This is a genomic window from Epibacterium sp. HA2-3, assembly GCF_055693725.2.
Window position 1 is genome coordinate 2,873,366 of record NZ_CM172490.1, and the last position, 18,362, is coordinate 2,891,727.

At 58.5% G+C, this 18,362-nt stretch carries 16 protein-coding genes; 11 read left to right on the plus strand and 5 right to left on the minus strand.

Features of this window, described 5'->3' with window-relative positions; all coding sequences use genetic code 11:
• The first annotated feature begins 1 nt into the window (after position 1).
• From ACZ1HH_RS13440 to ACZ1HH_RS13450, 3 genes are read left to right on the plus strand one after another with little or no spacing between them, the layout of a single operon-like run.
• Complete coding sequence (locus ACZ1HH_RS13440; protein ID WP_011540145.1) at positions 2-274, plus strand: YciI family protein; 273 nt, start codon at positions 2-4, stop codon at positions 272-274.
• Complete coding sequence (locus tag ACZ1HH_RS13445; protein ID WP_472636879.1) at positions 274-696, plus strand: EVE domain-containing protein; 423 nt, start codon at positions 274-276, stop codon at positions 694-696. The genes ACZ1HH_RS13440 and ACZ1HH_RS13445 overlap by 1 nt, the downstream gene beginning before the upstream one ends.
• Before the next feature lie 53 nt (positions 697-749).
• Positions 750-1,145, plus strand: a complete 396-nt coding sequence (locus tag ACZ1HH_RS13450; protein ID WP_011540147.1) for a DUF1761 domain-containing protein — start codon at positions 750-752, stop codon at positions 1,143-1,145.
• Between the two features lie 206 nt (positions 1,146-1,351).
• On the opposite strand, the gene ACZ1HH_RS13455 is transcribed toward ACZ1HH_RS13450, so the two are convergent.
• Complete coding sequence (locus ACZ1HH_RS13455; protein ID WP_472636880.1) at positions 1,352-1,693, minus strand: DUF2853 family protein; 342 nt, start codon at positions 1,691-1,693, stop codon at positions 1,352-1,354.
• A gap of 225 nt (positions 1,694-1,918) precedes the next feature.
• On the minus strand, positions 1,919-3,304 hold the full coding sequence (gene ahcY, locus ACZ1HH_RS13460; protein WP_011540149.1) for an adenosylhomocysteinase: 1,386 nt from the start codon (positions 3,302-3,304) through the stop codon (positions 1,919-1,921).
• Between the two features lie 266 nt (positions 3,305-3,570).
• Between ahcY and ACZ1HH_RS13465 the strand changes: the two genes are divergently transcribed.
• Complete coding sequence (locus ACZ1HH_RS13465) at positions 3,571-4,179, plus strand: HD domain-containing protein (protein ID WP_472636881.1); 609 nt, start codon at positions 3,571-3,573, stop codon at positions 4,177-4,179.
• Between the two features lie 2 nt (positions 4,180-4,181).
• Here the strand turns inward: ACZ1HH_RS13465 and ACZ1HH_RS13470 are convergent, their stop codons facing one another.
• The 3 genes from ACZ1HH_RS13470 to ACZ1HH_RS13480 all read right to left on the minus strand — a co-directional run bounded on the left by ACZ1HH_RS13470 (position 4,182) and on the right by ACZ1HH_RS13480 (position 6,666).
• Positions 4,182-5,399: a glycosyltransferase family 61 protein gene (locus tag ACZ1HH_RS13470; protein WP_011540151.1), complete on the minus strand. Its 1,218-nt coding sequence runs from the start codon at positions 5,397-5,399 to the stop codon at positions 4,182-4,184.
• 8 nt (positions 5,400-5,407) lie between these two features.
• Positions 5,408-5,962: an ActR/PrrA/RegA family redox response regulator transcription factor gene (locus ACZ1HH_RS13475; RefSeq protein WP_472636882.1), complete on the minus strand. Its 555-nt coding sequence runs from the start codon at positions 5,960-5,962 to the stop codon at positions 5,408-5,410.
• 80 nt (positions 5,963-6,042) lie between these two features.
• On the minus strand, positions 6,043-6,666 hold the full coding sequence (locus tag ACZ1HH_RS13480; protein WP_472636883.1) for an SCO family protein: 624 nt from the start codon (positions 6,664-6,666) through the stop codon (positions 6,043-6,045).
• Between the two features lie 118 nt (positions 6,667-6,784).
• Between ACZ1HH_RS13480 and regB the strand changes: the two genes are divergently transcribed.
• From regB to addA, 7 genes are all read left to right on the plus strand, one after another.
• Complete coding sequence (regB, locus tag ACZ1HH_RS13485; protein WP_472636884.1) at positions 6,785-8,182, plus strand: sensor histidine kinase RegB; 1,398 nt, start codon at positions 6,785-6,787, stop codon at positions 8,180-8,182.
• 85 nt (positions 8,183-8,267) lie between these two features.
• On the plus strand, positions 8,268-9,818 hold the full coding sequence (locus tag ACZ1HH_RS13490) for a PAS-domain containing protein (protein ID WP_472636885.1): 1,551 nt from the start codon (positions 8,268-8,270) through the stop codon (positions 9,816-9,818).
• A gap of 41 nt (positions 9,819-9,859) precedes the next feature.
• A complete protein-coding gene (gene tsaE, locus ACZ1HH_RS13495; RefSeq protein ID WP_416369307.1) occupies positions 9,860-10,336 on the plus strand; it encodes a tRNA (adenosine(37)-N6)-threonylcarbamoyltransferase complex ATPase subunit type 1 TsaE in 477 nt (158 codons plus the stop codon).
• Complete coding sequence (locus ACZ1HH_RS13500) at positions 10,333-11,331, plus strand: aminoglycoside phosphotransferase family protein (protein WP_472636886.1); 999 nt, start codon at positions 10,333-10,335, stop codon at positions 11,329-11,331. Before tsaE ends, ACZ1HH_RS13500 begins: the two co-directional genes overlap by 4 nt.
• Positions 11,328-12,008 (plus strand): nucleotidyltransferase family protein, encoded by a 681-nt coding sequence (locus ACZ1HH_RS13505; RefSeq protein ID WP_472636887.1) that lies wholly within the window; start codon positions 11,328-11,330, stop codon positions 12,006-12,008. Before ACZ1HH_RS13500 ends, ACZ1HH_RS13505 begins: the two co-directional genes overlap by 4 nt.
• Position 12,009: 1 nt before the next feature.
• Complete coding sequence (gene addB / locus ACZ1HH_RS13510) at positions 12,010-14,943, plus strand: double-strand break repair protein AddB (RefSeq protein ID WP_487320308.1); 2,934 nt, start codon at positions 12,010-12,012, stop codon at positions 14,941-14,943.
• Positions 14,940-18,305, plus strand: coding sequence for a double-strand break repair helicase AddA (gene addA / locus ACZ1HH_RS13515; protein WP_472636888.1), 3,366 nt, complete (start codon positions 14,940-14,942; stop codon positions 18,303-18,305). The genes addB and addA overlap by 4 nt, the downstream gene beginning before the upstream one ends.
• Positions 18,306-18,362 lie beyond the last annotated feature (57 nt).

Below are 18,362 nucleotides of genomic sequence, written 5' to 3' on the forward strand. Positions count from 1 at the left end.
AATGCTCATTGCATTGATTGCCCGCGACAAACCCGACCATCTGCAGACGCGCCTCGACAATCGTGCGGCGCATCTCGCCTATATCGAAGAGACCGGCGTTGTTGCGCAGGCGGGCCCGCTTTTGGACCAAAACGGCGAGATGGTTGGCTCTCTGGTGATCCTCGACGTGGAGGACATGGCCGCCGGTGAAGCCTGGGCCGCAAACGACCCCTACAACAAGGCCGGACTCTTTGAGGCCGTTGAACTTATCACCTGGAAGAAGGTGATCGGCTGATGGCGTATTGGCTGTTCAAATCCGAACCAAACACCTGGGGCTGGGACGATCAAGTCGCCAAAGGGGAAGCTGGTGAGGAATGGGACGGCGTGCGCAACTACCAGGCCCGCAACTTCATGCGGGAGATGAAACTGGGCGACCGCGGATTCTTCTATCACTCTTTGAAAGAAAAATCCGTGGTTGGCATTGTCGAGGTCTGCGCCGAATCCCATCCGGACAGCACAACAGATGATCCGCGTTGGGACTGCGTGGACATCAAAGCCATTCGCCCGTTTGTAAAACCGGTCTCCCTTGATCAGATCAAGTCGAACCCGATGCTTGAGAACATGGTTCTTGTCAAAAACTCTAGGCTCTCGGTGCAACCGGTGACAGATGCGGAGTGGCAAGAGATCTGCAAGATGGGGGATACACCTGCAGATTGACCCGGTGAGCAAAACCGGCATGCTGACTCTGACAGATGTCTGGGAGGAATGGCATGGAAATTCTCAGCGTAATAGCTGCAACCATCGCGGCCTTTGTTGCGGGCGCGGCCTATTATGGTGCGCTGGCTGAGCCTTGGATGGCAGCGTCAGGCGTCGAACGAGATGAAAACGGCAAACCCAAAGGCGGCCAGAATCCAAGTGTTTTTGCCTTTGCCTTCCTTTGCCAACTGGTTGTTGCGGGCATGATGCGCCATGTCTTCAGCCTCTCTGGGATTGAAACACTCGGTGCGGGGCTTCTCGCTGGAATGGGCGTGGGGCTGTTCTTCATCACCCCCTGGATCGCGCTTAACAATCTCTACGGCATGAGGCCACGTCAGCTGACCATTATCGACGGTGGATATGCAAGCCTCGCCTGCAGCATCATGGGAGCGGTTCTGGCGCTGATATGACTCTGAGTGTTGTACCAAAGCAAAAGGCCGCTGCTGATGCCGCGGCCTTTTCCCACTCAACGCCCACTCCCAAAGTGATCGCCAGTGATAGTGATACTCGCAATAGTTGCGCTTACCTTTGTGTATCCAATCGACGGCCACACTGGCAACGCTCATGATTTTAAAATCTTTTTAAAACGCAAGCGAAGTACGTAGCTGCGCTTTGTTCACCTGTAGACCGATTCTTTTCCAAAATGCTTGGTCAGCATGTAGTACACCACGGCGCGATACTTATTGCGTTCAGATTTTCCGTAGGTCTCCACAACCAGGTTGATCGCCTCCATCAGCTCTGGCCCATCGCTTAGACCCAGCTTCTTGATCAAGAAGTTGTTCTTCACGGTTTCCAGCTCTTCGGGTTGACTGGCGGCAACGGTGGAGGCGTCCGCATTGTAGATCGCCGGACCACAACCGATTGTCACCTTGGTCAAAAGATCCATGTCTGGCGTCACGCCACATTTGTTCTTCAGATCAGCCGCATATTGCGCAATCAGCTCATCTCGTTTGCCCATCGCTTCACTCTCCCATTCTGGACGCGTTCTTACATTCAACATTACTGAATTTTTACGGTAGGCAGGTTTTGACATGCGACAAAGGGTATTTCTGCGCCCAAAACATCAAAAATGAGCTCCGGCTCACGTCACGAGAGCGCATCTCGACAAATTATCCTCAAGCCGTTGCCAAGAAAAAACCCGGCACACAGGCCGGGATTTTCCAAATCATCAAATGAGACACGATCAGTAACGATAGTGCTCCGGCTTGAACGGACCTTCGGGCTTCACACCGATGTAAGCCGCTTGTTCGGGTGTCAGCTTGGTCAGCTTTGCACCGACGCGCTCCAGATGGAGGGCTGCCACTTTCTCGTCGAGGTGCTTGGGCAGAATATAGACCTTGTTGTCGTATTGATCGCCACGGGTCCAAAGCTCGATCTGCGCCAGCACCTGATTGGTGAAGGATGCAGACATCACAAACGACGGATGCCCGGTTGCATTCCCGAGGTTCAGCAGACGCCCCTCAGAGAGGAGAATGATCCGATTGCCCGAGGGCATCTCTACCATATCCACCTGATCTTTAATGTTGGTCCACTTGTGGTTCTTCAGGTTTGCGACCTGAATTTCATTGTCGAAGTGACCGATGTTGCCGACGATGGCCATATCCTTCATCTCGCGCATATGCTCGATGCGCAGGATGTCTTTGTTGCCGGTTGTGGTGATGAAGATGTCGGCGTCCAGCGCCTCCTCCAAGAGTACCACCTCGTAACCGTCCATGGCCGCCTGAAGGGCACAGATCGGATCTGCTTCGGTTACTTTCACGCGTGCACCAGCACCGCTGAGCGACGCCGCAGAGCCTTTGCCCACGTCGCCGTAACCACAGACAACGGCAACCTTGCCCGCCATCATGGTATCGGTGGCGCGACGGATACCGTCCACGAGGCTCTCTTTACAGCCGTATTTGTTGTCAAATTTCGACTTGGTAACGGAGTCGTTTACGTTGATCGCCGGGAAGGGAAGTTGGCCCTGTTTGACAAGCTCGTAAAGACGGTGAACGCCGGTGGTTGTCTCCTCGGAAACGCCTTTGATCTGGTCGCGCATCTTGGTGAACCAGCCCGGAGACTGCTCCATCCGCTTTTTGATCTGCGCCTTGATGACTTCTTCTTCTTCGGAAGTGGGAACCGAAATGATGTCTTCTCCGGCCTCTGCCCGTGCGCCCAGCAGGATATAGAGCGTCGCGTCGCCGCCATCATCGAGGATCAGGTTCGGGCCTTCGGGGAATTGGAAAGACCTGTCGAGGTAGTCCCAATGCTCTTCAAGGCTCTGGCCTTTGATTGCAAAGACCGGAATACCTGCCTCGGCGATCACCGCGGCTGCGTGGTCTTGGGTCGAGAAGATATTGCAGGATGCCCAGCGCACATCTGCGCCCAGCGCCACCAGCGTCTCAATCAGGACGGCCGTCTGAATCGTCATGTGCAGCGAGCCAACGATACGGGAGCCTTTCAGCGGCTTTTCTTCACCATATTCCTTGCGCAGCGCCATCAGGCCCGGCATTTCAGTTTCTGCAATGTCCAGCTCTTTGCGGCCAAAGCCCGCCAGCGAGATGTCCTTGACGATATAGTCTCCGGCCATTTTTTGCTCCGTTTGAGATTTCCACAGGATTCTTGGGTGTGGAGGTAACACCGCAAAGGTTGATAAGCAACGAAGATGGGGCTGGGGGACCTACACCCCGGTGGATCATCGCGCAGCTTTCGCCGTTGGTTTTTTGGCTTGCCTGACCTTGAAAGCTCAAACTCTGCATCCGGGGCTAGCGAGCTGCATCAGGACCTACCTCTACCTTGGACTGCAGGTTTGCAACCACACGGCAGGAAGAGTAGCTAGAGCCCAGCAAGACAACCATGGACCAGATCATGCCTGCAAAATCCCACCGCGCCTGGCAACGTATGCTTTCCGGGCGACGTCTTGATTTGCTGGATCCCACGCCAGTTGACATTGAAATTGAGGACATTGCGCATGGGCTGGCCTTTGTGGCGCGCTGGAACGGGCAGACGCGAGGCGATTTTGCCTATTCAGTGGCAGAGCACTCGCTGCTTGTTGAGGAACTGCACGGTCGCTTGTTTCCCAAAGCCCTGACCAAGTGGAAGCTCGCAGCCCTCCTGCATGACGCGCCAGAGTATGTGATCGGCGATATGATCTCTCCTGTAAAAGCCGCTGTTGGCCCGGGCTACGGGGAGCTTGATGACCGCCTGACTTCCGCGATCCACATCCGCTTTGGCCTGCCCGCTTCGCTTCCCAAGACTGTGAAAGCGCAAATCAAACGCGCGGACAAAGTCTCAGCATGGATGGAAGCAGTTCAGATCGCGGGGTTTTCCGAAGCCGAGGCGACAAAGTTCTTTGGCAGACCCAATCCAGACTTGATCGAAGGGCTTGATATCCATTTGCGCCCGCCTGTGGAGGTGCGCCGGGATTTTGTCAGTCGCCACGAAGCCTTGCTGAAGCTGTTGTAAACTCAGCCGTCGTTTTGCGCAGCGGCGCGAGCCTGCCTGCGGGCGTGTCTTGCTGCGCGACGGGCGCGACGCTCCGCCCGTTCCTTTTCCTCGCGCGCCTTGCGAAACGCGGGGGACTCGACAAAGCGATCGCTTTTGATGCCTTTGTCTTTGAGCACCTGATTGCGCGCGGCGTCATCTAGCACCGGCCAGTTTTTCCCACCCGAAATAAAGCCTGCCTCGTGGAGCGCCCGGCCGATAACAGAATGATCCAGTTCTCCAAAGCTCAGACGGCTGGAGCGTTGATTGTTCTTGGGCACCCATTCCGTGCGTAGTGCACCAATCACCAAGGGGTCGCACTTGCAGAAGTAACGTACGTTGTCGGTCAACAGCGTATGCGCGGTGGATTTGCGCCGCAGAACCATCGCAACCTTCTGATCGGGCCGCCCCACCATTGCATAAAGATGCAGCGCGGAACCATCAGCCGCGATCACCTTGCGCGCCGCCTTGTAGCGCGCCAGCTGCTCCGACAGGGTATGTTCCTGTGGGTGGAAAATCTCGTAGCCCTCCGCCGCGAGGAAGGCTTCCATCTGCTCTTCGCCCAACAGCCCGCCCTTGCCGAGCCCCAGCTTGGAGCGTGAGATGTAGATCTTCTCCGGCCCCTCGGGTTTGATGTCGCGCGCAAAACGGGCATGGATCGCGTTGCGGTACTTGGGCGTTGCCTCGGTAATCCTCCCAAGGCCAAACCCCTGCCCGGGGATCACAAGTTCCTCAACCAGAGACGGATCCGCTGCAACGCGGATTGGCAGGTCCCTCTGCATGAGATCGACGAATTCGGCCTGAAACCCGCGTACTTGGTCTCTGACGGCGGGGCGTTTTGGAATGAACAACACCCCATCCACCGGCGCATCCAGTTCTGACAGCGCCCAGAGACGGGCGGTGCTTTCGACCAGAAAGTGCCCGAAATGCGCCCATAGCACGCCACCCCACAGCCAACGTCCAGAGATTTTTTCCGCAAACTCCGAGGGTTTTGGAGGTTCTGTCGTGATGGGTCGATGCCTGCGCCACAAGGCACCCTCAGCACAATAGCTGCCGTCCTCGCGCAAAAGACCTGCGGCCTGCACGAGGTTGCTCTCGACCGGAGGCACCACCGTCACATTGCGCAGCACCGAGATGCTTTCCGACCAGCCGCCCTCCGGCGAGGGAGGCGTGGTCGGTGCCGGGTGTTCAGTTGCGCACATCCGGTGGCTTACCTTGGGCTGCGCTTGGCTAGGATGCGTTGCAAGGTCCGACGGTGCATATTCAAACGCCGCGCTGTTTCCGACACGTTACGATCGCAGAGCTCATACACGCGCTGGATATGTTCCCAGCGGACACGATCAGCGCTCATCGGGTTTTCAGGGGGCGGGGGCAATGCGTCATCACCAGCCAGAAGAGCATTGGTAATGTCCGTCGCATCCGCGGGCTTCGACAGATAATCGGTCGCACCAATCTTGACTGCAGCAACCGCCGTTGCGATGGCGCCATACCCGGTCAGGACGACGATGCGGCTGTCAGGGCGTTTTTCCCGCAGGACCTCGACGACATCGAGCCCATTGCCATCCTCAAGCCGCAGATCCACAACCGCATATGCTGGCGGACGTGCCGAGACAATTGCCTGACCCGCAGCAACGCAATCGGCTGTCTCCACTTCGAAGCCGCGTTTCTCCATTGCTTTTGCGAGGCGGCGCAGAAACGGTTCATCGTCATCCACCAAGAGGAGCGAGGGATCAGGTCCGATCTCGGACTGAACTGCTTCGGCCATTCACTTTCCTTCCAGCGTCAAGCGCATTTGTGTTCAGAGATATACGCCCCGTGACGGAAACGTCAAACCTCTGCCAGATCTCAGCTGTTGTCGATAAAACAGGCGACACGGTCCGCCATCTGCTCTGGCGACACGTCCCGGCGGAAAAAGTCCACAAAACCGTGTTCGGGCAACACGAGGTAGGACATGGTGGTGTGATCTACGAGATAGTAGTCCTCGTCCCCTTCCTGCGCTTTGTAATAGGTCTTGTAAGCCTGGCTTGCGGCCTTGACCTGCTCGGGGGATCCGGTGAGACCGATCATCTTTTCGTGCAGGTTAAAGGCAAAGTCTCCGACCACTTCGGGGGTGTCGCGTTTGGGATCGATCGAAATGAACACCGGGGTCGTCGAATAGCCCCGATCCTCCAGCACATCCACGGCCTCGGCGTTACGTGCGGTGTCCAGCGGACAAACATCAGGGCAGAACGTGTAGCCAAAATACAGAATAGAAGGCTCGGTGATCACATCCTTGTCGGTCACGGTCTCACCTTTGGCGTTCACCAGCTCGAACGGCCCCCCGATCGCCGCGCTGCTGCCTGCAACAGCACTGGCCCGGCACTGCGCAAATGCATCGTCAGATGCGCCGCCCCGCAGGGTCAAATACCAAACGCCGCCCAAAAGAGCCGCGACACAGGCAAACGCCAGAATTGCGATGTTTCTCATCATGTCTCGTTTCCTCACAGACCTGAACGGGTCGAGGCGCAGGGAAGTCGCACCTCTGTTGATCCCGGTTGGCGCTAGACCTATCAACAATTACCGGTGATGCAACGGGAGCAAACGTCACATGAGCGAGACCACCCTTGGGTTGATGAGCGGCCAGAAACGCAGCCACTGGGTGCGCCTGCGTACTCTGATCGTTTTGCGCTGGGTTGCAATCATTGGCCAGGCCACCGCAATTGGTGTTGCCCAGACCCAATATGACCTGCAGCTTTCGCTCTGGCCTTGCTATCTTGCAATCGGCGTTTCCGCCCTGGCCAACCTGGTGGCATGGATCGTTTTTCCTGAAAACAAGCGCCTGACGGAGTTTCAAAACTTCCTCATGGTTCTCTTTGATCTGCTGCAGCTGTGCTTTCTGCTGTACATGACCGGAGGGCTCAACAATCCATTTGCCCTTCTGGTGCTGGGGCCTGTGACCGTCTCCGCCTCGGTGATGCGATTGCGCTCGACGCTGATTATCGGGACAAGCGCCGTCATTCTCGTGACGCTATTGGTTCCGTGGCATGTGCCGCTTCAAACAGCCGCAGGTGAAATCCTGAAGATGCCCGTGCTTTTTGTGTTTGGTCACTGGTGTGCTTTGGTCATCGCGATCCTGTTCATGGGGGCCTATTCCTATCGCATCAGTGCAGAAATTCGCTCCATGTCCGATGCGCTTGCCGCGACGCAGCTGGCACTCTCTCGCGAGCAGAAACTGACAGACCTCGGTGGAGTCGTTGCCGCCGCCGCGCATGAGTTGGGCACCCCTTTGGCCACTATTAAGCTCACGAGTTCAGAACTTATCGAAGAGCTGGACCAAAATCCGGAACTACAAGACGACGCGCGCCTCATCCGCGAACAGGCCGACCGCTGCCGCGATATCCTGCGCAGCATGGGACGGGCAGGCAAGGATGACCTGCACCTGCGCCAGACGCCTCTGTCAGCACTGGTACATGAAGCGGCCGAACCACATTTTGAGCGTGGCAAGGAAATCCGACTGAGCGAGCACCCCGCCGAGGGTGACGCTCTGAACCAGCCAAGTGTTCTGCGCAAACCCGAGATCATTCACGGGCTGCGCAACCTCGTACAAAACGCCGTTGATTTTGCGCAGTCAAAAGTCTGGATCGAACTGCACTGGAGCGCAGAGACCATCACCGTGCGGATCAGCGATGATGGCAACGGGTTCCCGGGACATTTGATCGGGCGTTTGGGGGACCCTTTCATGCGCCGCCGCGCCCCCCACGCAGAGCGCGGCAACCGCCCGGAGTACGAAGGCATGGGGCTTGGCCTGTTTATCGCCAAGACCCTGCTGGAGCGCACAGGGGCGCGGCTGAAATTCCTGAACGGTCGTGATGTCGCCATGACGCAGGACCTCTCGCCGGCACAAAGGGGCGCTCTGGTGATCGTGACATGGCCCCGGCGCAAGATCGATGCCGTAAGCGGTGACACCCCTGTGCCGACCGGAGAAAATATTCCGATACAGTTTTAACTATTCACTTTTGGGAAACCAGTTAAACTTCACTTAACCATTGTGATGGAAACTCAACGCAAGGAGAAATAGCGAGGCTGTGTCCATGCAAGAATTGATGTCCGTCGAGTGGTTCATTCTGGTGACCCTCTGCATCGCCAGCGCAGCGGTTGCGGTCTGGTTTCTGAACCCCAAGGCCGAGGCCAAGGGGATGGAGCACGAATTGCTGATCGCCGATGGCCGCACGGATGCGGTTTTCCTGTTTGACGACCAGACGCTGATTGCCTGGTCGTCGGGCGCGCGCAAGTTCCTCGATGACAATGCCGAAGATTTCAGTTGGGGCAAGCTGCGGGACAAGCTGTCGCGCTCCTACCCGGGCCTACCGCAGTCACCCGGTTTCCTGCGCGATGTCGGCTCCCTGACACTATCTGGCACTGCAGAGGCAGACAACCGCGAGGCCCATTGCGAATGGATCGACGGCGTTACCCGTATTCAGCTGCGCCGCGCCGCCTCGGACATCGGCCACGTCGGCGATGATCAGGAACTGACCACCCTGCGTGCAGCCGTGCATCAGGCCCCCTACCCCGTTTGGCTGCAATCCGATGATGCCCGCGTCACCTGGACCAACCTTGCCTACGATCGTCTGAACCAGAAAATCCGTGGCCGCGGCAATGATACCTCTGCACCTCTGTTTCCAAACCTCGACGCGCCGATGAACAGCGGTCGCGCGGAACGGATCTCCATCGAGCTGCCGGAAACCGACAAGAAGCTCTGGTATAATGTCTCCACCACCGAGACCGAAGCCGGTTGGCTCTGTCATGCCATGGACGTCAACGCCGTGGTGGATGCTGAGATCGCGCAACGCAACTTTGTGCAGACGCTGGCAAAAACCTTTGCGCAACTTTCCATCGGCCTTGCGATCTTTGACCGCAATCGCCAACTGGTCCTATTCAACCCCGTTCTGATCGACCTTACCGCTCTGCCGGCAAGTTTTCTGAGCTCGCGCCCCAATATGATGTCCTTCTTTGACCGCCTGCGCGACCAACGCATGATGCCGGAACCAAAGAACTACTCGAGCTGGCGTCACCAGATGGCGGATCTCCTGGAGGCTGCCGCCGAGGGCCGCTATCAGGAAACATGGTCTTTGCCCTCCGGGTCGGTCTATTCGGTCTCAGGCCGTCCACATCCTGATGGGGCCATCGCGTTTCTGTTTGAAGACATCACCGCCGAAATCACTCTGACCCGTCAGTTCCGCTCTGAACTGGAACTGGGCCAGTCGATCCTCGATCATATCGACGACGCTTTTGCGGTCTTCGGCGCCGACGGTAGCATGGTCTATTCCAACACCGCGTACCACACGATGTGGAAAACCGACCCCGACGCGAGCTTTGCCAAAATCACCATCACCGATGCCTGCCGCACCTGGCAGGAGCTCTCGGGTCCAACCCCGACCTGGGGTGAAGTGCGCGACTTTGTCGCCGGTGGCACCAGCGATCGTTCAGATTGGTGGTCTCGCGTGGACATGCGCAACGGCGAGCAGTTGCTCTGCCGCGTGCAATCGCTCCAGAACGGCTCCGTCATGGTCCGTTTCCACCAGATCGACCTGCCGCTGGCGCCGCCAGAACAAGAGCGTTTCGCCGTCCTCAAGGATAGCTGAACCCGCTTGCGGAGCCTCGCGCTGAACGTCATTGTGGCGCCATGACACAACGCTCTGCGACTTTCAGGCTGCCCAGCAGCGACGCAACCACAGAATTGGCTCGACACATCGCCCGGATCCTCGTTCCGGGCGATGTTGTCTTGCTCCAGGGCCCAATCGGCGCCGGAAAAACGCATTTCGCCCGCAGCCTGATCCAATCTCTGATGGAGGTGCCAGAAGACGTCCCCTCCCCTACGTTCACGCTGGTGCAAGTCTACAATGTCGCCACAGGAGAGCTTTGGCATGCCGATCTCTACCGGCTCTCGCATGTAGATGAGGTCGAGGAGCTAGGGCTTTTGGCGGCATTTGAGGACGCGATCTGCCTGATTGAATGGCCCGAGAAACTCGAAGATCTGCGCCCCGCGTCAGCACTGACAATGGAGCTCTCTTTAGACCAGGACCATGACGACGCCCGGAGGGCCGAACTCATGTGGACTGACGCCTCTTGGGACGCGCGACTGGAAGGAATTGCGCCATGACATCTCGCGAGGACGAAATCAGAGATTTTCTGGCCACCCATGGCTATGCGGACTGGAACCGCACCCCACTGGCCGGAGATGCCTCCAGCCGTCGCTACCAGCGGCTGCGCTCTCCAACTGGGGCCAAGGCGGTCTTGATGGACTGGTCCCCAGAGGAAGGCGGCGACACGCAACCGTTTGTGGATCTCGCCCAATACCTGCGCAATCTCGATATCTCCGCTCCAGAGATTTATGCCGAGGATCACGCAAGGGGCTTGCTGTTGATTGAGGACCTGGGCGACGCCTTGTTTACGGAGGTCATTGACAACGACCCGGCGCAGGAAATGCCGCTCTATCGCGCTGCTGTAGATCTGCTGATACATCTGCACGACGCGCAACCTCCGAATCTGGCGCGACTTGACCCAGAGACCCTGAGCGAGATGACCCGCCTTGCTTTCAGCGAGTATCGCTATGCAATCCTCGGAGATGCGGCAGAAGACAATCGGAAGCGATTTGAACACCGGTTTGCGCAAATCCTGAGCGCGCAACTTGAGGGCGATATGGTCTTTGTCCACCGCGACTTTCACGCCCAAAACCTGCTGTGGTTGCCGGAGCGCGAAGGCCTCGCTCGCGTCGGAGTGATCGATTTTCAGGATGCCAAACTCGGCCACCGTGCCTATGATCTCGTCTCACTTTTGCAGGATGCGCGCCGCGATGTTCCTGCCCAAGTCGAAGCACAGATGATAGACCACTATATTCAAGCCACAGGCGTCGATGAGAGCCATTTTCGCAGCGCCTACGCGGTCATCGCAGTGCAGAGGAACATGCGCATTCTCGGGATTTTTGCGCGGCTATCGCAACGCTTTGGCAAGCGTCACTACATCGAGTTCGTGCCCCGGGTCTGGGCGCATTTTGAACGCGGGTTGGCCCACCCTGCCCTTGCGAGCGCGGCAGAAGAGATCCTGAATGCCCTGCCCGCACCGGCGCCCGAGGTCCTAGAAAGGCTACGCGCATGACCGCTCCCAATGTCGTTATGATCTTTGCCGCCGGTTTTGGGACCCGCATGGGGGCGCTTACGGCCGATAAGCCCAAGCCCATGATCGAACTTTGCGGACGCCCGCTGATTGATCACGCGCTGACACTGGCACTCGCGCTCAATCCCGAACGGGTGGTGATCAACACGCATTACAAGGCCGAGGTTCTCGAGCGTCACCTTGAGGGCCGTGATGTGCTCATCAGTCATGAGGACAAGGAGATTCTCGACACTGGAGGCGGGCTCAAACTGGCGCGCGCGCTGCTTGATGCCTCCGTCAGCTATACGTTGAACCCGGATGTCGCATGGCGCGGACCAAACCCGCTCAGCGTGCTCCGCGACGCATGGCGCCCGGCAGACATGGATGCACTGTTGCTGTGTGTGCCGACCGCGCGTGCCGTTGGACGCTTGGGTTCGGGTGATTTTTCGACAGACTCGCGGGGTTGTATCCGACGCGGCGGAGACATGGTCTATACCGGTGCACAGATCATATCGCTCGACACATTGGATCGGGTGTCAGAAAGCGCCTTTTCTCTCAATGCGATATGGGATCAGCTGATCCCAGAGGGCCGAGCAACCGCCGTGGAATATCCAGGCCTCTGGTGTGACGTTGGCCGCCCTGAAGGCCTCAAGTTGGCTGAAGAAATGATTGCAGAATAAGATGTTTGATCCGTCTCAAACCAAACCCAGGCTGTTTGCGGTCCCTTGTGGTGTAGATTTCCCACGCGCACTTTATGACGGACTCACTGCCCGTTTTGCCGATGCCCTCCCGGAAGAGTTGGCACGGGTCGAGTTGATCCTCAACACGGAACGCATGCAACGCCGCGTGCGGCAGTTGTTTGACGCAGGACCAGCGCGTCTCTTGCCTCGCATCTCGCTCCTGTCGGGATTGAGCAAAGAAGCAAATCTACGCGGCCTGCCACCTGCACTGCCTCCGCTGCGCCGCCGTCTGGAGCTTTCGCAGTTGATCGCAAAGCTACTGGATGCGCAGCCCGATTTGGCTGCTCGCGCCTCGCTTTACGATCTTTCCGACAGCCTGGCCGAATTGATCGACGAGATGCAGAGTGAAGGCGTGAGCACCGATCAGATCCGCGCGCTTGATGTGTCTGATATGTCCGGGCACTGGAAACGGGCGCAGGACTTCATCGGCATCGCGGATCAATTTGTGGACATGCACGAAGGTGCGCTCGACGTGAATGCCCGGCAGCGGCAGGTTGTGATGGATCTGATCGCAGAATGGGAACAGACGCCACCAACGCATCCCATCATTCTGGCAGGCTCAACCGGGTCTCGGGGCACGACGCTACTTCTGATGGAGGCGATTGCTCGCCTACCACAGGGCGCGGTCGTCTTGCCGGGATTTGATTTTGACCAGCCAGAACCCGTCTGGGAGAGCCTGACAGATGGGTTGGTTGCGGAAGATCATCCGCAATACCGGTTTCACAAACTGATGCGCGACCTTGATCTACGCCCCTCGGATATTTGCCGCTGGGTTGATACAACGCCCCAATCTCCTGCTCGCAATCGGTTGATTTCTCTCGCACTTCGCCCAGCTCCGGTGACGGATGCCTGGATGAGTGAAGGACCCCACCTCAAAGATCTGGACCAAGCCACAGAGGCGCTGACGCTGGTGGAGGCCGCAAATCCCCGAAGCGAAGCCTTGGCTATCGCTTTGCGCCTGCGTCAGGCAGCCGAGGACGGTCAGACCGCAGCCCTGATCACGCCCGACCGCATGCTGACGCGCCAGGTCTCTGCCGCGCTGGATCGCTGGGACATTCTGCCAGACGATTCTGCGGGATTGCCGCTTCAATTGTCGCCCCCTGGACGGTTTCTGCGACATGTGGCCGATCTGTTTTGTCGCCCGCTTCAGGCCGATATGTTGCTCACGCTTCTCAAGCATCCGCTCACCCATTCCGGCGCGGAGCGAGGTCTGCATTTGCTGCACACCCGTGATCTGGAGCTCCATATGCGCCGCAACGGACCGCCCTTCCCGGACTGCGAGAGCCTCAGTGCCTTTGGGAGCACGCGCGATTTGCAGCCGGGTTGGTCAGATTGGCTAGCGCAGAGCTTTGCCGGTCGAGATCGGACGGGCACGCGCGCCCTGAGTGACTGGGTGTCAGATTTGCGTGAGACCGCCGAAGGGATCGCAGCAGGATCGCAGGTCGGCGGCACGGGCGAGCTCTGGGAAAAAAAAGCTGGGAACGCAGCGCGCGACGTTCTTGAGGAATTGCAGGCACAATCACCTCACGGTGGCGACATGACCGCGCGCGATTTTGCAGACCTCCTGGGCGCACTCTTGTCGCAGGGCGAGGTGCGGGATCGCGATGCGCCATATGGATCCATTATGATCTGGGGCACGCTCGAGGCCCGCGTGCAAGGCGCCGATCTTGTTATCCTCGGTGGTCTCAACGAGGGCAGCTGGCCAGAAGCCGCGCGTCCTGATCCCTGGCTCAATCGTAAATTGCGCCACGAGGCGGGCCTTTTGCTGCCAGAGCGGCGCATTGGCCTATCCGCACATGATTTTCAGCAGGCTGTCGCAGCGCCCGAAGTCTGGCTCACGCGTGCTGTCCGCTCAGAAGAGGCCGACACGGTCCCGTCGCGCTGGCTCAACCGTATGACTAACCTTCTGGGAGGTCTGCCGGATCAGGGCGGACAAGCCGCGCTGTCAGCCATGCGAATGCGCGGCCAGGTCTGGCTGGATTGGGCAAGCGTTCTTGATGCGCCAGTGCCAACCCCTCTGAGCCCACGCCCCTCGCCGCGCCCGCCAGTTGCAGCACGGCCCCGTAGATTGACGGTGACAGAAATTCCAAAACTGATCCGTGATCCTTATGCGATCTACGCCAAACATGTACTGCGCCTGAAACCCGTGGATCCGCTGCTGCAGGAACCTGATGCGCTGCTGCGCGGCACAATCATCCACAAGGTGTTGGAAGACTTTATAAGATCCGCTCAAGAGCAGCCGGAAAATCTCTCGGCCCGTCACTTCATCGACCACGCCCAGCGCGTCCTCGAAACCGAGGTGCCCTGGCCCGTTGCGCGCACGCTTTGGCTAACCCGCCTAAAGAAAGTGGCCGAAGATTTTGTCACCGGTGAACGACAACGTCAGTCGCGGGCGCGCCCATCAGGGTTTGAGAAATCTGGCCAGGTCCGTCTTGATCCACTTGATTTCGAAATCGCGGCCAAGGCGGACCGGATCGATGTGGACGAGCGTGGCTTGCTTCATCTGTATGATTACAAGACGGGCGACCCGCCTTCGGAAAAACAGCAGAAATCCTTTGAAAAACAGCTTCTGATCGAGACCGCCATGGCCGAACAGGGCGCGTTTTCAGACTATGGTGCGGCGCGGGTGGAGCGTGCGCTCTATATCGGATTGAAGCCTCCGGTGAAGGAGGTTGCCGCACCCATTCTGGACGAGCCACCCGCAAAGGTGTGGGCGGAGTTGCGCAGTCTGGTCGAAGCGTATTTCGACGCAGAGCAAGGCTTTAGCAGCCGCCGAATGGTACACCGGGATGATTTTGCCGGGGATTACGATCACCTTGCCCGCTATGGCGAATGGGATCGCAGTTCGGATCCGGTGCCGGAGGATTTGACATGAGCCGCAACGCCGCCTCAGAGGCACAGTTTCGCGCCGCCCGCCCAGATGCCTCTACTTGGCTTGCCGCCAATGCCGGCTCGGGCAAGACCAAGGTGCTCACGGATCGAGTCGCGCGCCTGTTGCTGCGCGGCGTGGAGCCGCAGCACATTCTCTGCCTGACCTATACCAAGGCGGCGGCGAGCGAGATGCAGAACCGCTTGTTTCAACGTCTTGGGGAATGGGCGATGCTGCCCGATACCAAACTGCGCGCAGCACTGGTGGATCTCGGTGCTGAGGACGCAGCCATAGGCGATGGGCTGGCGCAGGCCAGAACCCTGTTTGCGCGCGCGATCGAGACTCCCGGTGGTCTCAAGATCCAGACCATTCACTCTTTTTGTTCATCACTCCTGCGCCGTTTCCCGCTTGAGGCCGGTGTCAGCCCACAGTTTACCGAAATGGAAGACCGCGCGGCCGCCATGCTGCGCGCCGAGATCGCAGAGGATATGGCGCAAGGCCCGGACGCACATGTTGTAGAAGCGGCCTCCTTCCATATCGGTGGCCTGGATTTTGAGACCCTGACGGCCGAGATCTGCCGCCGCCAAGCCGGGTTCGACCCGGCGCTGGACCACAACAGACTGGGTGAGGTTTTTGATCTTCCAGCCGGGTATGACCGTAGCGCGCTGCAAGCCGAGGTTTTCCTAGGCAATGAGGCAGAGATCCTGTCGCGTACCATCGAGATGCTGAAATCGGGCGGAGCCACGGACACCAAGAACGCTGACAAACTTGCTCGGATCACTGCAGTCACCCCGGATGCGCTCCCCCTTCTGGAGGATGTGTTCCTTACCGGCAAAAGCGCCAAAGATCCCTTCAGCGCCAAGATAGGCAGCTTTCCCACCAAGAAGCTGCGCGAAAGCAACGGTGTCCTGATGGATCAGCTTGAGCCCTTCATGGCGCGGGTCGAAGCTGCCCGCCCCAAGCGGCTCGCACTGGATGCGATGGAAAAATCCATCGTTCTGCATAATTTTGCCCGGGTTTTTCTGCCCGAATACGAGCGACGCAAACAGCTGCGTGGTTGGTTGGACTTTGATGACCTGATCGTCAAAGCCCGAAATCTTTTGAATGATCCCGCGGTCGCAGCCTGGGTGCTCTATCGTCTGGATGGCGGCATCGACCACATCCTTGTGGACGAAGCGCAGGACACAAGCCCAGTTCAGTGGGATGTGGTTGAAAAGCTCGCACAGGAGTTCACCGCAGGTGAAGGCGCGCGCGCCGATGTGGAGCGCACGATCTTCGTGGTCGGTGACAAAAAACAGTCGATTTATTCCTTTCAGGGCGCCGACCCGGACGCCTTTGACCGCATGCAGGCGGAGTTTGGGAACAGGCTCAAGGACACCGGCGAAGGTTTGCAAAACGCCAGCCTCGCATTTTCCTTTCGATCCTCGGCGGCAATTCTTGGCCTTGTGGATGTCGTCTTTGACGGAGAACACCGTGCAGGGTTTGCCGGCGATGCCAAGCATCAGGCATTCAAGTTCGATTTGCCGGGGCGTGTCGATCTGTGGCCTTTGGTGGAAAAAACCGAAGACGAAGAAGAGCGCGATTGGACCGATCCAGTTGATCGTCCCAGCCCTCGCCATCATTCCGTAATCCTTGCAGAGCGGATTGCCAATCAGATCAAAGAGATGATTGCGCAAGGTGTGACGATCCCCGAAGACGGCCCCGAGCGTGGCACGTTTCAGCGCCGCCCCGTGCATGCAGGCGATTTCCTGATCCTCGTGCAGCGACGATCGGATCTCTTTTCCGAGATCATTCGCGCCTGCAAGGCCGCCGGCCTGCCGATTGCGGGCGCGGATCGCCTGAAGGTGGGCGCGGAACTGGCGGTCAAAGACATTGCAGCGCTATTGCGGTTTCTTGCATTGCCCGAGGACTCCCTGTCGCTTGCCGAGGCCCTGAAATCCCCGATCTTCGGCTGGAGCGAGCAGCAGCTCTTTGACCTCGCACATCGGCGGAGTGAAATGCACCTCTGGCCTGCGCTGCGAGCACGTTCCGAGGAATTTCCCCAGACCATGGAGATCCTCAATGATCTGCGCCGCCAGGCGGACTTTCTGAGGCCCTATGATCTTATTGAGCGGATATTGACCCGTCATCTGGGGCGCGCCAAGATCCTTGGCCGCCTTGGAACGGAGGCCGAAGACGGGATCAACGCGCTGTTGTCGCAGGCCTTGGCCTATGAACGGACCGAAGTGCCAAGCCTCACCGGGTTCCTTGTCTGGATGCAGACCGATGATCTTGAGATCAAACGACAAATGGGGGCCGCAAGTTCGATGATCCGTGTAATGTCGGTGCATGGATCCAAAGGGTTGGAAGCACCGATTGTGATCCTGCCTGATACCACCAAACGCCGTCCGTCCCCCGCAGCCGAGGTGATGGAGGTCGACGGCACCCCTCTCTGGCGTATGAGCAGCGATCAGATGCCCCCTGCAATGGATGCCGCACGCGTCTTTGCACAGGAAAAGCAGGCGAACGAGCGTCTGCGCTTGTTGTATGTGGCTCTGACGCGCGCGGAAAAATGGCTCATCGTGGCTGGGGCTGGTGATCTCGATAAGGGGGGTGACAGCTGGTACCAGCGGGTTGAGGCCGCCATGAAAACCATGGGAGCCCTGCCCTATGACGCGCCCGGCGGAGAAGGCTTACGCTGGGCTCATGGCGACTGGGAAGCCCCCGTCTTTGTGCCATCGGATTTGACCGAAGAAGACGAAATCACGTTGCCAGAGGTCTTTCGTCGCGCCGCCCCTGCCTATGTCGCGCCAGCGGCGACCCTGCGTCCCTCGGAGGATCTGGGCGGTGCAAAGGCTCTGCCTGGCGACAGCGGCCTGAGCGAAGAGGACGCCAAAGCGCGGGGCACTGCGTTGCATCTCTTGCTGGAGCATCTGCCCAAGCTTCCAGAAGAGTACTGGGACAACCGCGCCGAAGCCATTGCACAGCATGAGGATTGGAAGGCCCTCCTGGCAGAGGCCCGGAAGGTGCTTTGCTCAGATGACTGCGCAGATATCTTTGCCCCCGGTACGCTCGCAGAGGTGCCGGTCTCTGCCGATCTGGGCACAGCTCGGCTGCACGGTATCATTGACAGGCTGGTGATTACCCCGGATCGCGTGCTTGCGGTCGATTTCAAGTCAAACGCCGTGGTCCCCCAAAGCGCCGAAGCCTGTCCAGAAGGTCTGCTGCGTCAGATGGGTGCCTATGATGTCGCCCTGCGCCAGATCTATCCAGATCGCCAGATCGAGACTGCAATCCTCTGGACGCGCACGGCGACGCTCATGTCACTACCGGTCACCTTGATTACACAGGCCCGTGAACGGGCGGGTTTCCAGCGACTGGAACCTTGACGCCATGTCTGAGCGTCCATAGGTTTCGCTCCAGTTGCCAATCTTCTCAGGAGACAT